Annotated in this window: 14 protein-coding genes; 4 read left to right on the top strand and 10 right to left on the bottom strand. The window is 60.7% G+C overall.

Translation table 11 applies throughout. From position 1 onward, the window contains the following. Positions 1–113 precede the first annotated feature (113 nt). The 6 genes from mnhG to C7477_RS00960 are packed head-to-tail and all read right to left on the bottom strand — an operon-like array spanning position 114 to position 6,090. Positions 114–470 (bottom strand): monovalent cation/H(+) antiporter subunit G, encoded by a 357-nt coding sequence (mnhG, locus tag C7477_RS00985; RefSeq protein WP_110747791.1) that lies wholly within the window; start codon positions 468–470, stop codon positions 114–116. Then, complete coding sequence (locus C7477_RS00980; RefSeq protein ID WP_110747787.1) at positions 467–748, bottom strand: K+/H+ antiporter subunit F; 282 nt, start codon at positions 746–748, stop codon at positions 467–469. Before C7477_RS00980 ends, mnhG begins: the two co-directional genes overlap by 4 nt. Next, entirely contained in the window at positions 745–1,239 is a 495-nt protein-coding gene (locus tag C7477_RS00975; RefSeq protein WP_110747784.1) for a Na+/H+ antiporter subunit E, read from the bottom strand. Before C7477_RS00975 ends, C7477_RS00980 begins: the two co-directional genes overlap by 4 nt. Next, positions 1,236–2,849, bottom strand: coding sequence for a monovalent cation/H+ antiporter subunit D (locus tag C7477_RS00970; protein WP_110747781.1), 1,614 nt, complete (start codon positions 2,847–2,849; stop codon positions 1,236–1,238). Before C7477_RS00970 ends, C7477_RS00975 begins: the two co-directional genes overlap by 4 nt. Then, a complete protein-coding gene (locus C7477_RS00965; RefSeq protein WP_110747778.1) occupies positions 2,846–3,187 on the bottom strand; it encodes a Na+/H+ antiporter subunit C in 342 nt (113 codons plus the stop codon). Before C7477_RS00965 ends, C7477_RS00970 begins: the two co-directional genes overlap by 4 nt. Beyond that, the gene (locus C7477_RS00960) at positions 3,187–6,090 is read right to left on the bottom strand and encodes a monovalent cation/H+ antiporter subunit A (RefSeq protein ID WP_110747775.1); all 2,904 of its coding nucleotides are present in this window, start codon (positions 6,088–6,090) and stop codon (positions 3,187–3,189) included. Before C7477_RS00960 ends, C7477_RS00965 begins: the two co-directional genes overlap by 1 nt. A gap of 147 nt (positions 6,091–6,237) precedes the next feature. Here C7477_RS00960 and C7477_RS00955 point away from each other — a divergent pair, with 147 nt between their 5' ends. From C7477_RS00955 to C7477_RS00940, 4 genes are all read left to right on the top strand, one after another. Next, positions 6,238–6,897: a dihydrofolate reductase family protein gene (locus C7477_RS00955; protein ID WP_110747772.1), complete on the top strand. Its 660-nt coding sequence runs from the start codon at positions 6,238–6,240 to the stop codon at positions 6,895–6,897. Positions 6,898–7,049: 152 nt separating this feature from the next. Further along, positions 7,050–10,910 (top strand): autotransporter domain-containing protein, encoded by a 3,861-nt coding sequence (locus tag C7477_RS00950; RefSeq protein ID WP_146226042.1) that lies wholly within the window; start codon positions 7,050–7,052, stop codon positions 10,908–10,910. Between the two features lie 142 nt (positions 10,911–11,052). After that, positions 11,053–11,313 (top strand): CopG family ribbon-helix-helix protein, encoded by a 261-nt coding sequence (locus tag C7477_RS00945; RefSeq protein WP_110747766.1) that lies wholly within the window; start codon positions 11,053–11,055, stop codon positions 11,311–11,313. Beyond that, positions 11,313–11,603: a type II toxin-antitoxin system RelE/ParE family toxin gene (locus C7477_RS00940; RefSeq protein ID WP_110748115.1), complete on the top strand. Its 291-nt coding sequence runs from the start codon at positions 11,313–11,315 to the stop codon at positions 11,601–11,603. The genes C7477_RS00945 and C7477_RS00940 overlap by 1 nt, the downstream gene beginning before the upstream one ends. A gap of 7 nt (positions 11,604–11,610) precedes the next feature. Here C7477_RS00940 and C7477_RS00935 read toward each other — a convergent pair whose 3' ends face one another. The 4 genes from C7477_RS00935 to C7477_RS00920 all read right to left on the bottom strand — a co-directional run bounded on the left by C7477_RS00935 (position 11,611) and on the right by C7477_RS00920 (position 13,775). Then, positions 11,611–11,997, bottom strand: a complete 387-nt coding sequence (locus C7477_RS00935; RefSeq protein WP_110747763.1) for a type II toxin-antitoxin system VapC family toxin — start codon at positions 11,995–11,997, stop codon at positions 11,611–11,613. Further along, the gene (locus C7477_RS00930; RefSeq protein ID WP_110747760.1) at positions 11,994–12,239 is read right to left on the bottom strand and encodes a type II toxin-antitoxin system Phd/YefM family antitoxin; all 246 of its coding nucleotides are present in this window, start codon (positions 12,237–12,239) and stop codon (positions 11,994–11,996) included. The genes C7477_RS00935 and C7477_RS00930 overlap by 4 nt, the downstream gene beginning before the upstream one ends. Positions 12,240–12,321: 82 nt before the next feature. Further along, complete coding sequence (locus tag C7477_RS00925; RefSeq protein WP_110747757.1) at positions 12,322–13,098, bottom strand: amino acid ABC transporter ATP-binding protein; 777 nt, start codon at positions 13,096–13,098, stop codon at positions 12,322–12,324. Beyond that, positions 13,095–13,775, bottom strand: a complete 681-nt coding sequence (locus tag C7477_RS00920; RefSeq protein ID WP_110747754.1) for an amino acid ABC transporter permease — start codon at positions 13,773–13,775, stop codon at positions 13,095–13,097. Before C7477_RS00920 ends, C7477_RS00925 begins: the two co-directional genes overlap by 4 nt. Positions 13,776–13,979: the final 204 nt, after the last annotated feature.

Below are 13,979 nucleotides of genomic sequence, written 5' to 3'. Positions count from 1 at the left end.
TGGCAGAAGCCGATACGCCGCCCGCTGCTCGTTTGAGAACTGCTCCACTCATGATAAATCCCCAAGCTACCCATTTCCACGATAACGCGAGTGCCGGGAATCGCAAGGCAGGCCTATCCGCTTCGTTTGCGCCTCTTTCGAACCCTTGCGCGCTTCTCCGGTGGATCGCGATGAAGCGCGGCGCGGGTGAGCAGCATCAGCGTTACCGGCGTGGTGATCATGATGAAAATGCCAAGCAGCACGTCGTGCAAGGCGAGCCTTCCATCCCGCGCGCTGAAGAAGATGATCGACGCCGTGAGGACACCGCCCGCGCCCAGGCTCGTGCCCATGGCCGGGGCGTGGAGACGCTCGTAGAATGTCTTGAAGCGCAAAAGGCCGATCGCGCCCATCAGCATGAACGCCGCGCCGGCAAGGAGGAGGAGGCTTATCAGAAGCGCCGCCCAGAGCGGCAGGCCGGCCACATCGTTCATTCGATCACCTCCCCGCGCATGAGGAACTTGGCCGCGGCCAGCGTGGAAACGAAGCTCAGGAGAGCGATGATGAGCGCCGCCTCGAAGTAAAGCGTGCTGCCGGTCCTGATCCCGAACGTGACCAGGAGGAGCATGGCGCCGATATAAAATGCATCCATGGCAAGGACACGGTCTTCCGCGCGGGGACCGAGGATGAGCCGGACGACGGCAAGCGCCATAGCCGTGACGAGCATCAGCTGGGCAATCAAAAGCGACCAGAAGAGAATGACCACGCTCATTCGCCGATCTCCCCGAATATTTCCCGCAAAGGCTGCTCATAGCGCTTCTTGATCAGTTCGCGCCAATAGCGCCTGTCATGCATGTCAAGCACATGCAGCAGCAGTTCGCCGCTGCGGGCATTATATTCGATCCATGCGGTGCCCGGCATCGCGGTGAGGATCACGGCCAGCGCGCTGAGCCCTGTGGGATCGCGCAAGGCAAGGCGAATGCGCAGGAAGGCCGACCTGGGGCGTTTTCCCGGAATAAGAATCAGGCGCGCGGCGTCGATATTGGAGCCTATGACGTCGATGAAAACCCGGACGAAAAGCACCGGGATCATACGCCAGCACCTGATGCGCGGCTTGGAGGGTTTGAGCGCCCGCATGGACCATGACGCGAAAATGGCGACGAACCATCCAAGCGCGAACTGCCCGGCGGAAACGCCATTGAGCAATAGCCACATGACCAGCAGCGACAGCGACAAAAGCGGATATGGCAAAAGTCGCGTCATGGGCCTGCGTCCTTTACCCGCGCAGCATCCATAACGCTGCCGATATAGTCCCTGGGCGCATGGAGCGACTGCGCCGTTTCCTGCATGTAAGCCATCATCGGCCCCGCCCCCGCCATCAGCGCAAGGCAGAGCATGAGCAACCCGGCGACGGGCGCGATTTCGACCAGCAGCACGCGCGGCACGTCGCCATCGGGGGATGCCCAGAAGATGCGGATGCCCATGCGCGTGAGCGCAATGAGCGCCGCCAGCCCGGCGATGGCGATCAGCGCGATGAGCGCCCATGCGCTACCGGATACGGGCAAGGGGTGCCCCAGCCCCTTCGGGTTAAGGATGGAAGCGATCAGGAGAAACTTGGCGACGAAGCCCGAGAAAGGCGGCATCCCGATCAAGACAATGGCGCAAATGGAGAAGCAGGCGCCAAGAATGGCGAGCGTGGCCGGAATGGCCAGCCCCACCTCCTCTTCAATCGCCTCTTCATCGTCCTCGCCGTAGAGCTCCATCGTCACGGCAAGCATATTGGCGGCGGTATCCTGGCTGCGCCCGATAAGCTCTGCCAGCAGGAAAAAGGCGGCGACGGCAAAGGTGGAGGATGCCATGTAATAAAGCGCCGCGCCGGTCGTCTGCGTTCCTCCAATGCCGATGGCGGCAATGAGCGTGCCGGATGAAACAAGGACAAAATAGCCCGCGAGCCGGTCCATCGCCTGCGACGCCAGCACGCCGATGAGGCCGAAAGCCAGTGTCGCCATGCCGCCAGCGATGAGCCATCCGCCACCGAAACCGGCGAAAGCGCCGGCGCCGGAGAGCAGAAGCGACAGTCGCAGAAGCAGATAAATACCGACCTTGCTCAGGATTGCGAACATGGCCGCAACGGGCGCGGCGGCGGCGGCATAGGCGGGGACCAGCCAGAAGCCGAGCGGCCACATGCCGGCCTTGACCAGAAAGGCGACGCCCAGAATGGCTGCGCCCGCCTCGACGAACACGCGATCCCCCGGCGCAACCAGCGGAAGCTGCCTTGCGAGGTCGGCCATGTTGAGGGTGCCGGTGATGCCGTAAAGCAGGCTGACGCCGATCAGGAACAGCGCCGAGGCAGCCAAATTGAAGGCGATATAATGCAGCCCTGCCCGGACGCGCCTGGGGCCTGATCCGTGGAGAACGAGGCCATAGGAGGCCGCCAGCATCACCTCGAAGAATACGAACAGGTTGAAGAGATCGCCTGTCAGGAACGCGCCGTTCAGCCCCACCAGCAAGAACTGGAAGATGGTATGAAAATGCGGTCCGGCGCGATGCCAACGCGCCAGGGCGAAGACGAGCGAGGCGATGGCGAGGATGGCGGTCAATACCAGCATCAGGGCCGAAAGCCGGTCGAGCACCAGAACGATGCCGAATGGCGCGGGCCAATTGCCCAGGAGATAGACGCTCGCCGCCGGGGCGACCGCGCCGGCCAAGACCAACAACGCGACCGCAACGCCCAACAGCAAAATAGCGGAGGCAAGGCTGGTTACGGCTTTCAGTGTATGCCGGCGCTCGTCGAAAAGCAGCATCAGCGCACCCGCCACAAACGGCAACACGATCGGCGCGATAATGAGATTGTGGAGCCAGGGGGCCGTCATCGCTGCTCCCTGCCGTCGACATGATCCGTCCCCGTCAGCCCGCGAGAGGCGAGCAGGACCACCAGGAAAAGCGCTGTCATGGCAAAGCCGATGACGATTGCCGTCAACACCAACGCCTGCGGCAGCGGATCGGCATATAGGCCGGGCTCGCCGACGCCCGGATGGCGCAGCACCGGCGGGGCATTCACCCGAAGCCGCCCCATGGCGAAAATGAACAGGTTGACGGCATAGGAGATGAGCGACAGGCCTGTGATGACCTGAAAGGTGCGAGGCCTGAGCAGCAGCCATATGCCCGATGCGGTGAGAATGCCGATCGCGAGGGCGACGACGAGTTCCATCAGCGCTCCTCCCCCGAAACGGCCCGATGCCTGCGGATCGACTGGTGCGCGAGCGCGATCAGCACCAGCACCGTGGCGCCGATGACAAGCAGGAACACGCCCAGATCGAACAGGAGCGCGCTCGCCATTGGCACCTTTCCGATGAGTGGCAAATTGGCATATTCGAAACGCGAGGTGAGAAACGGGTAGCCGAACGCCCAGGACCCCATGCCGGTAGACGCTGCGATGAGAAGACCTGTCGCGATCCAGCGTAGCGGCAGGATGCGCATATGGCTCTCGACCCAGCGGGTACCGGCGGCCAGATATTGCAGGATAAAGCCTATCGCCAGCGCGACGCCCGCCGCGAAGCCGCCGCCCGGCAGATCATGCCCGCGCAAAAACAAGTAGATGGCGAAAACGACGATGACGGGGAAAAGCCATTGCATGATGACGGAGGGGACGGCGAGATAATCGCTCAGCGTATCACCCGGCCGGCGATCCGCTCGGGCCTCGTCACTGGCATCCTGGATGTGCTGCTGGAGGGGCGCGCCGATGCTTTCCGCCGCGGGGCGGAAGCGGCGCAGAAGGGCGAAGACGCTCAAGGCCACGACGCCAAGCACGGCGATTTCGCCGAACGTGTCCAGGCCGCGAAAATCCACCAGAATGACATTGACGACATTCCTTCCGCCGCCTTCCGTATAGGCGTATCGGACGAAGTAATCGCCGATATTGCGCGTATCCGGCCTGGTCATGACCGCGTATGCGAGAAAGGCCATGCCCCCTCCGCCTGCGACCGCCAGAAGAAAATCGCGAAGGCGCCTCATGCGGGGGCCGGTCTCCATCGGCATCTTTTCCAGCCCTTCCGGACGCTTCGGCAGCCAGCGGAGGCCGAGCAGGATGAGAACCATCGTCACGATCTCAACCAGAAGCTGGGTCATGGCAAGGTCCGGCGCGGATGCCCATGCGAAGGTGATGCAGACGACGAGGCCGGCGCAGCCGAGCATGACCAGCGCCGCCAGGCGATGGAACGTGGCGTTCATCGCCGCTCCCACGGCGCAAATGCCGCCGAGCAGCCAGAGCGCCACGAACACCGGATCGACAGGGAGCATCGGCACCGTGCCTGCGGATGCATCCGCATGATAGAAGGGCAAAGCGCCCGCGACGACCCCGATAAGAACCAGCAGCCGCAATTGCGGCTGGAGGCGGCGCGTGCCGGCCCAGGATCTGGCAAGGCGCGCCCAGCGCCAGGATATCGTGACGAGGACGCGGTCAAAAATGCGTCTGCCGCTGATATGGCGGAACCAGGGAGGCCCGTTTTCGCTGGTTGCCAGATAATTTTCGAGCAGGAAATAGAGCGCCACCCCGACCGCCAGCGCGATCGCACTCATCAGCATCGGCAGGTTGAACCCGTGCCAGATGGCGAGGCTATAGGGCGGCGTTTCGATGCCCAGAACGCCGATTGCCGCCGTGCGCAGATATGGACCGACCGAGCGGGCGGGAAAAATGCCGATGACAAGGCAGGCGAGCACCAGGAATGCGATCGGAATATACATCCAGTGCGGCGGCTCGTGCGGATCGCGCGGCAGATCGCGTCGCGGCGGCCCGAAGAAAACGCAATGAATGAAGCGTGTGGAATAAGCGACGCTGAATATGCCGGCGAGGATGGCGAGATAAGGGGTGACGATATCGAGAATGTTGTCACGGTGGGTTTCGACGGCCTCGGCAAAAAACATCTCCTTGGAGATGAACCCATTCAACAGCGGCACGCCGGCCATCGCCGCGCTCGCCACCATGGCAAGCGTCGCAGTGATGGGCATGAAGCGGAAAAGGCCGCCCAGACGCCGCATGTCGCGCGTGCCGGTCTCATGATCGATGATGCCGGCGGCCATGAACAGCGAGGCCTTGAAAATGGCATGGTTGAACATGTGAAAGATGGCGGCGACGGCGGCGAGCGGGCTGCCTAGGCTCAGGAGCACGGTGATGAGGCCGAGATGGCTGATCGTCGAATAGGCGAGAAGGCCCTTGAGGTCCTGCTGAAAAAGGGCGAACCAGGCGCCCAGTATCAACGACGCAAGGCCGGCTATTCCAAGAATCCAGAACCATTCCCGCGTGCCGGAGAAAACCGGCCAGAGCTGCGCGAGAAGAAATACGCCGGCCATCACCAGCGTCGCCGAATGGAGGTAGGCCGAGACGGGCGTTGGCGCGGACATGGCATTGGGCAGCCAGAACTGGAACGGAAACTGCGCGCTTTTGGTGAGCGCGCCGAGCAATATCAGGAGTATCACCGGCAGGAAGAGAGGATTGCGACGAATGATACCGCTGGAGGCCAGCACCTGATCCAATTCGTAACTGCCGACGATATGGCCGATAATCAGGATGCCGAGCAAAAGCGCGATGCCGCCCACCCCGGTGACGATCAACGCCATGCGCGCGCCATCACGCGCGCCTGCATTCTGATACCAGTAGCCGATGAGCAGAAAGGAAAAAATGCCGGTCAGCTCCCAGAAGATCGCAAGCAGGACCAGGTTTCCCGAAAGCACCAGGCCCAGCATCGAGCCCATGAAGGCAAGGAAAAAGCAGAAGAAGCGCGGCACGGGATCGGCGGGCGACATATAATAGCGCGCATAGATGATGACGAGCAGGCCCATGCCCGTCACCAGGATGGCAAACATCCAGGCGAAGCCGTCCATCCGCAGCCCGAAATTCAGCCCGTAAGCCGGTAGCCACGCGATCTCCTCACGCACCACTCCGCCACCGGCAACGCCCGAATAGAGCAGAACGGCGAGGCTCAGGGCAGCAATCGCGACCGCACTTGCGAAAATAGCCTCGACATTATGGGCGTTCGACCGAAAGAAGGCGACGACAATGCTGCCTGCGAAAGGGATAAATACCAGCAGAAGCAACAGGCCGCCATTGGTTATCATCCGCCGTCACGCCTTTCTGAGTGAGATAGTGAGTAGTGAGCAGTCCGATAGTAAAAAAATAACTGTCCGCCGTGCAATACTTACCAGCACACTGCTTGCTGCTCACTGTCCTCCCTATTCACTACCTTACTTTTAAATGGAGCCAAAATGAGAAAGATCATCGTAGGCGCGTTTACCAGCCTCGACGGCGTGATGCAGGCGCCGGGCGGGCCGGAGGAAGACCCGACCGGCAATTTCAAATTCGGCGGCTGGGTGCCGCATTATTTCGACAAGACACTGGAGGATATGGTCGGGGAAATGTTCTCCAAGCCGTTCGATTTGCTGCTTGGGCGCAAGACCTACGATATCTTCGCCGCGCATTGGCCCTATGCGCCGGAGGGCGATGCAATCGGCCCGTTGTTCAACCGCATCAACAAATATGTCGCTACCCGTAACCCCAATCTGAAGCTCGACTGGCAGAACAGCCACGTCTTGCGCCCCGATGCGGTCAGCGCCGTCAAGGCGCTGAAGGACGGCGACGGGCCGGACCTGCTCACGCAAGGCTCGACAGATTTTCTCAAGACGCTGTTTCAGTACAATCTCGTCGATGAGATCAATGTCGCGGTCTTCCCGCTTATCCTCGGCCAGGGAAAGCGGCTGTTCGGCGACGGCGCGTTCCCGCATGGCTGGAAGCTCGTCAGCTCGAAGGCGTCGGATAACGGCGTGACCATCAACAAATATGCCCGCGGCGGCGAGATCGTCACCGGGTCGTTCGCATTCGATGAGCCGACCGAGGCGGAATTGGAGCGGCGGCGAAATTTGACATGACATGAGCGATAGCGAACAGGACCACCGCGTCGCTCACGGAATGTTGTCAAACTGACATATGCGTCCGCTAATGAACGTTATCTGACATTTTGAATGTCCGAATACGATCATTAGCAGTGGGGCATATTATGCGGAAAAATAACAGCAATTTCATGACAGCCGCCAGAATCGGCGCGGCTGTCGGAGCCTTTGTGGCTGGGACTTCGCTCGCACAGGCGCAGGAGACCGGTAAAAAAAGCCATTCCCTGACGATCATGGGCTTCAATATCTGGAATGTCAGGAATGACTCGAAGATATGGGACCCCGCCGAACTGGCGAAGGGCAATTTCGTTTACAACAAAACGATGCAGGATCTCCTGCGCGGGGTCGCCCCGGATGTTCTCGTCATGCCGGAGCTTTACAACAACAGCGAGACGAAGACTCAGCCAAACGTCATCGGAGACCATGTCCGGAACACGCTCGATATCCTGAACGGCCTTCCGGGCAAGTCCGGCAGCTATCAGAAGAATCCGGATTTTGGCGACCGCGAGGGCAGCGGCATGGTTTTCGCGGGCGGAAACACGCAGAATCTAGGCGGCAACACAGTCCGCGTGAACCCCGGCAACGGCTTCTCGGATGTCGTCATAGAAGGCCGTCATTTCAACTATCAGGATGAAGCAAGCAGCCGGACGGCACAGGCCAAGGAACTGGTTGAAGCCGCCCGGGGCCGCGCCCTTCCGACGATCACGGTCGGCGATTTCAATGCAGGCGATCTTTCGGAGCGCGGCCTGCTCAGCATCGACGCCCAGATTCAGGTCATCCAGGAGGGCAGCGACAGCCCGCTCTACAGCTCTCTTGCCGAGCAATACATGAAAGCCGGTGACGAGGCCAAGGCCCGGCAGGTGATCGAGGAAGCCTACCCGGGCAAGGATTTCGACAGCCTGACCTGGAAGGAAAAGGGCGACGCCCTGAAAGCCGCCTATCTGGCGGGCAAGGATATCGGCCTCAAGGACGAAACCTATGCGGTGGCAAGCAACCAGCCCCTGACGTTGAATATCCTCAAAAAACAGTACCAGTTGATGCAGCTCGATCGTAATCGCGAATTGTTCAAACCCAGCCAGATGGGCGACGGGCGCGCCACCTGGACGAGCGATGGCGAGGACGCCACGAATACCTGGACGAGCTGGGACCGCGTGAATATCGACCATATCATGGTGTCCCGCCCCTATGCGAAATGGGTGGGCCTTGCCGACAACGGAAAATGGTCCGGCACGCTCACCGAAGGGGCGAGCCTGCCGGGCGGCGGCTCCCTTTCCGACCACGAGCCGGTGGCGCAAGAGCTGATCTGGAACGGCCCACGCGTGGAAGAGATGGAAGGCGGCAAGGTGCGGCTCACCTTCGACAACGGGGCCAGCGGCTTCGACGGCGCGGGCGAGTTCAAGCTTTCGCGCAACAATAAGCGCACGGATGCGTTTCTAGGACAATTGTCCGATGAAAACGTGCAGCCGATTTACCAGAACCCGGATTTCGTTCCACAAGGAAAAAAAGAAATCACGCAGGACGAGTTGGCTGTGATGGTTTCCTACGCGATCTATGACCGGCACGATATCACCAAGTATCTCGCTGAATTGAAGCCATTCATTCCCAAGGACAAGATGGAGGCTTTCAATCAACGCCTGGCCGGATTGCTCGTTGGAGCTGACACTGGCAACGGAGCTTTCCGCAAGGTTATCGACGATTATTTCCAGGCGCATCGCGACGAATTCCCTGACATCAGCGACTACACCAAGATGAGCTGGAAGCAATGGGGTTATATCCTCATAGACCATTTGAAGACGGACCTGACGTTCAATACGGTTGCGCCGGATATCGACCCTGACGTTCTGGAAGCAATCAAGAAAAACTGGAACGAACTGCGTGCCACGCTCGGCCTCGATGACCCGGCCACGCGGGCTCGCCTCTCCCAACTCACCGGCATCGATTTCGAGAACGATCCCAACGCGCCGCTGAAGCTGCAGCTCGCTTGCCTCGACAAGCAACAGCTGTCGCTGCAGGGCGCCAGGGAGATGTGCGTCGATGATCACAGCCGCTTCAAGGATATCGTGATCGCCGACGGCAAGACCGTGGCGATCGATGAGAGCGAGGCGCTGGGTTCAACCGACGGCACCATCACGCTCGCCGATGGCGGCATCCGCACGGCGGGGCCGGATGACAAATGGGCAAGCTGGGTTGATCCGGTGACCAAGATCGACAAGGCCGTCCGGCTCGAGGGTCTGGGCTGGATTGATATCTCGCATCCCACCGTTCCGGTCGCGATGATGCAGGCGATTTCCGGGAAGGGAACGCTCGAAAAGCGGGGCGCGGGTACGCTCAACCTCATGGCCGCCAACAGCTATACCGGCGGCACGATCGTCACGGCGGGCACATTGCGCGCCGGTGTGGCGGGCGCATTCGTTGACAATACGGCCTATGCGGCCAATGGCGGCGTGCTCGATCTCAATGGCTTCGATCTCACCATGTCGTTCCTGACCGGCGCGGGCGGGACGGTTAGAACCGGCGGCGCAGCGCTCGATATCGGCACGCTCGCGCCGGGAGGCGACGGCATCGGCACGCTGACAATCGATGGCGATCTCACACTCAAGGCTGGTTCAACCTATCTTGCCGATATCGCGCCTGATGGCAAGAGCGACAAGGTGGCGGTGACGGGGAAGGCAGCGCTCGAAGGGGGAAATGTCTATATCTCCAAGCTCGCCGGCACTTACATGCCGGGGCAGCGCTATACGATCCTGACGGCCGATGGCGGCATTACCGGCACGTTCGGCAATCTTAGCCAGAACATGCCGTTCGTCGATCTCGGCCTCACCTACGATCCGCGCAATGTCTATCTCGACATCGCCCGCAATGATGTCGCCTTCGCAGGCGTCGGCGAGACGCGCAACCAGAAGGCAACCGCCGCAGCCATCGAGGCGCTGGGCGCCGGCAATAAGGTGTTCGACACCGTGGTGCTGCAGGACAGCGAAGCGGATGCGCGCATGGCCTTCGACCAGCTTTCGGGCGAAATCCATGCTTCGGCAAAAACCGCGCTCATCAACGACAGCCGGCTCATCCGCGATGCGGTCAATGACCGGCTCAGGGCGGCCTTCGATGATGTGGCGGCAAGCGATGTGCCGGTCATGAGCTTCGGCCCGGATGCCAAGCCGCTTGTGAAGGGCGACGCGCCCACCATGGCGGCGTGGGGGAAGGCCTTCGGCACCTGGAGCGAGACGGAAGGCGACGGCAATGCCGCCAGTCTCGACCAGTCGACCGGCGGCTTCGTCACCGGCTTCGACGCGGCGGTGGCGGGCGACTGGCGTCTCGGCGCGATGGCCGGCTACAGCCGCACCAGCTTCGATGCAAAAGGTTCCGGCAACAGCGATAATTACCATGCCGGCGTCTATGGCGGAGCAAAGTTCGATGCGCTCTCGTTCCGCTCCGGCCTTGCCTATAGCTGGCATACCATCGAGACGTCGCGCTCGGTCGCCTTCCCCGGTTTCGAGGACAAACTCAAGGCCGATTACGATGCCGGAACGTTCCAGGCCTTCGGCGAGCTGGGCTATCGGATCGACATGGAGCGCTTCGCCTTCGAGCCTTTCGCAAACCTCGCCCATGTGCGGTTGAAGACGGACGGCTTTAGCGAAAAGGGCGGCGCGGCGGCGTTGACGGCGGAAAGCGAGACGACGGGCACCACCTTCACAACGCTGGGTCTTAGGGCCTCCGCGCCGTTCACGCTCGGCACCGTGGACGCGGAAGCGCGCGGCACCATGGGCTGGCAGCACGCCTATGGCGATACGGCGCCGGTCTCGACGCTGGCCTTCGATGGCGGCAACGCCTTCACCATCGCCGGCGCGCCTTTGGCTGAGGATACCGGCCTTGTGGAAGCCGGATTCGACGTCAAGCTCAGCAAGCGCACCACGCTGGGCATGAGCTATACGGGCCAGTTCGGCTCGGAAGTGAAGCAGAATGGGGTGGATGCGCGGTTTAGTGTGAAGTTCTGATGGTGTGACTGTCTGAAGGTAAAGTCCGGGCGCTCAAAAGGCGTCCGGGCTTTTTCGCTGTATATCGGATGCTGCGGGAGGGCCAGCTAGACTTAATCATTCCCAATCACTATGATTAGTTTTGAATCGGCGAGGTTTTTTGATGGAAACAAAAGTCTTAACGGCTCACGTGCCGCGACCGCTGGCGGAGAAAGTGGATGAAATCGCTGCCCGGTTGGAACGCTCCCGCGGCTGGGTTGTCAAGCAGGCGCTGTCTGCCTGGGTTGACCAGGAGGAAGAGCGCCGGCGCATGACGCTGGAGGCTCTGGCGAACGTGGACGAGGGCCAATTTATCGATCACCAAGCCGTCGAAACCTGGGCCGCCAGCCTCGATAGCGATAAGCCTCTGAAGCGGCCCCTATGATGGAAATCAAATGGACGACCGAGGCGGTTTCGGACCTCGGTCGCCTGCATGATTTTCTCGCACCGGTCAATCGCTTGGCTGCAGCGCGGACAGTCCAATCATTGACTGCCGCGCCAAAGCGCCTGCTCGAACACCCGCGTCTTGGCGAACGGCTTGAGGAATTCGAGCCCCGAGAAATCCGGCGAATTCTCGTTGGCCATTATGGGATACGCTATGAAATCCGGCAGTTGACGATCTACGTATTGCGCATTTGGCATACGCGCGAAGATCGCTCCAACCCTCCGAGATGACGTTCCATCACATTCGGCGGATGGGTGCCGGATACCTAGCGACCGTCTCGTCCAGGGTCAGAAGCGTAATGCCTTCCACGATTGATTGAGCGATGAGGAGCCGGTCAAAAGGATCTTTGTGAATGGGTGGCAACCCATCCACCGCGACAGCGTGCTCACTTGTAACGGGGAGTTCGAGATAGCCGTTATCGATTAGGCCCCGGCGCAGCAGACGGGGATCAATGGTAAAGTCCGCACGGCCAAGTCCGCGTTTGATGGCCACTTCCCAAAGGCTCGCAGCGCTAAACAGAAGTTCATTGTCGAGGTTTTCGATTTCGGAGCGCGCCGCAGGCGGCAGTTTTTTGGATTTCGCAACAGCCCAAAGCAACAGATGCGTGTCCAGTAGAAACTTCATTCCTTGCCGCCGAATAGTTCCTCGATATCCTCACGCCCCATATCATCGAAATCGTCCGGAATGGAAAAATGACCATCCAAGAACCCGACACGACGGGTTTCACTGGTGGCGGGGGCATTGATGGCGACGACCTTCACCATAGGCTTCCCCGATTTGGCGATGATGAAAGGCTCGCCTTTAGCTGCTTTATCTATGAGGCGCGAAAGATGCGTCTTGGCCTCGTGGATATTGACGGTCTGCATGGTATGATCCTGACTTAGTTTGCTAAACTTAGTCTATTTTTTGCCCGTTATCAAGTGTGTTAACAACAGCAGCACCAAGAGGCTATATCCCCTCCCCCTCCTTCACCAGCGCCGCTTCCTGCGTCAGCGTGGCGATGAAGCGCTTGGTGCGTTCGTGCTCGGGATTGCTGAAAAGTTGCCGCGCGGGGCCTTTTTCCACCACCACGCCACCATCGAGGAAGACCGCTTCATGGGCGGTCGTCTTGGCCAGCCGCAGATCGTGCGTGGCGATGACCATGGTGGTGCCTTCGCTCGCCAGTTTGCTCAGCACATCCACCACTTCCTGCGCCAGTTCCGGGTCAAGCGCCGAAGTCGGCTCATCGCACAGCAGGACCTTAGGTGACATGGCGAGCGCGCGGGCGATGGCGACGCGCTGCTGCTGGCCGCCGGAGAGCGTTGACGGCCAGGCATCGGCCTTGTGCGCCATCCCGACCTTTTCGAGCAGCATCATCGCATGTTCGCGGGCGCGGGCGACCGGCCATTTCAGTACGGCAACCGGGCCTTCCATGACGTTTTCTATCGCGGTGCGATGCGGGAAAAGCTGGAAATTCTGGAAAACCATGCCGGTCTGGCGGCGAATGCGCTGGATATCGGCGGTGGCGGGGCGCTTGCCCGGCTGGAAATCGATCCGGTCGTTACCAATGCGCAATTCGCCTGAGGTCGGGATTTCGAGCAGGTTGATGCAGCGCAGGAGGGTGCTCTTCCCCCCGCCGGAAGGGCCGACCAGAGCGGTGACGCTCCCCTCGTTCATGGCGAGGGTCACCCCTTTCAGAACGGTCAGGTCGCCGAAATTCTTTACGATATTTTCCAAGCCGATCATGACCGCGCCTCAATGAAACCGCCATAGCGCCCCAGCCGCTTTTCGAGCCGGACCTGCAGATGGGAAAGAACAGAACTCATCGCCAGATAGATGATCGCGGCCTCGATATAGAGGATCAGCGGCTCATAGGTGGTGGCGACGATGCGCTGCGCCGCCATGAACAGCTCCGGCACGGTGATGGCGGCGGCGAGCGACGTGTCCTTGACCAGCGAGATGAAGGTATTGGAAAGCGGCGGCACGGCGACGCGCGCGGCCTGCGGCAGAACCGTGCGGCGCATGGCCTGCGACCACGTCATGCCGATGGAATAGGCCGCTTCCCACTGGCCCTTCGGCACCGAGCTGATCGCGGCACGGATGATTTCCGACGTATAGGCGCCGACATTCAGCGTGAAGCCGATGAGCGCGGCGGGAAAGGCGTTCAGCACGATGCCGGCGGCGGGCAGGCCATAGAAGATCAGGAAAAGCTGCACCAGCAGCGGGGTGCCCCTGATAATCCAGACATAGAAGCGCACGAGCGCTACCAGCGGGCGCGGCCCGAACAGGCGGATGAGCGCGACGACCAGCCCCAGGGCAAGCCCCAGGGCGAAGGAAAGGAGCGTCAAGGGGGCGGTAAACCACAAGGCCGCCGACAAGAGCGGCCCGAGCGATTCCAGCATGAGCTGTAGCCAGTTAGGCAAGGACGTGATCTCCAGTGCTCCGTAGAACGGCTCCTGATGGAATCGCTCCCTATATTAATCTGAACCGTGTTCCGGTGGTAATGTCGAGGCATGGATTCCTGTGACAAGCACAGGAATGACGGATTTGGATATATCGCTACCCCAGACGATTGGCCATTTACAGCCAAACTGTCGTCATTCCTGTGCTTGTCACAGGAATCCATG

It is taken from the genome of Paramesorhizobium leguminum (assembly GCF_003217235.1).
Lineage (GTDB): Bacteria > Pseudomonadota > Alphaproteobacteria > Rhizobiales > Rhizobiaceae > Paramesorhizobium > Paramesorhizobium leguminum.
Note: the sequence above shows the minus strand (reverse complement) of the source record. Positions and strands in the feature narration are given on the sequence as shown.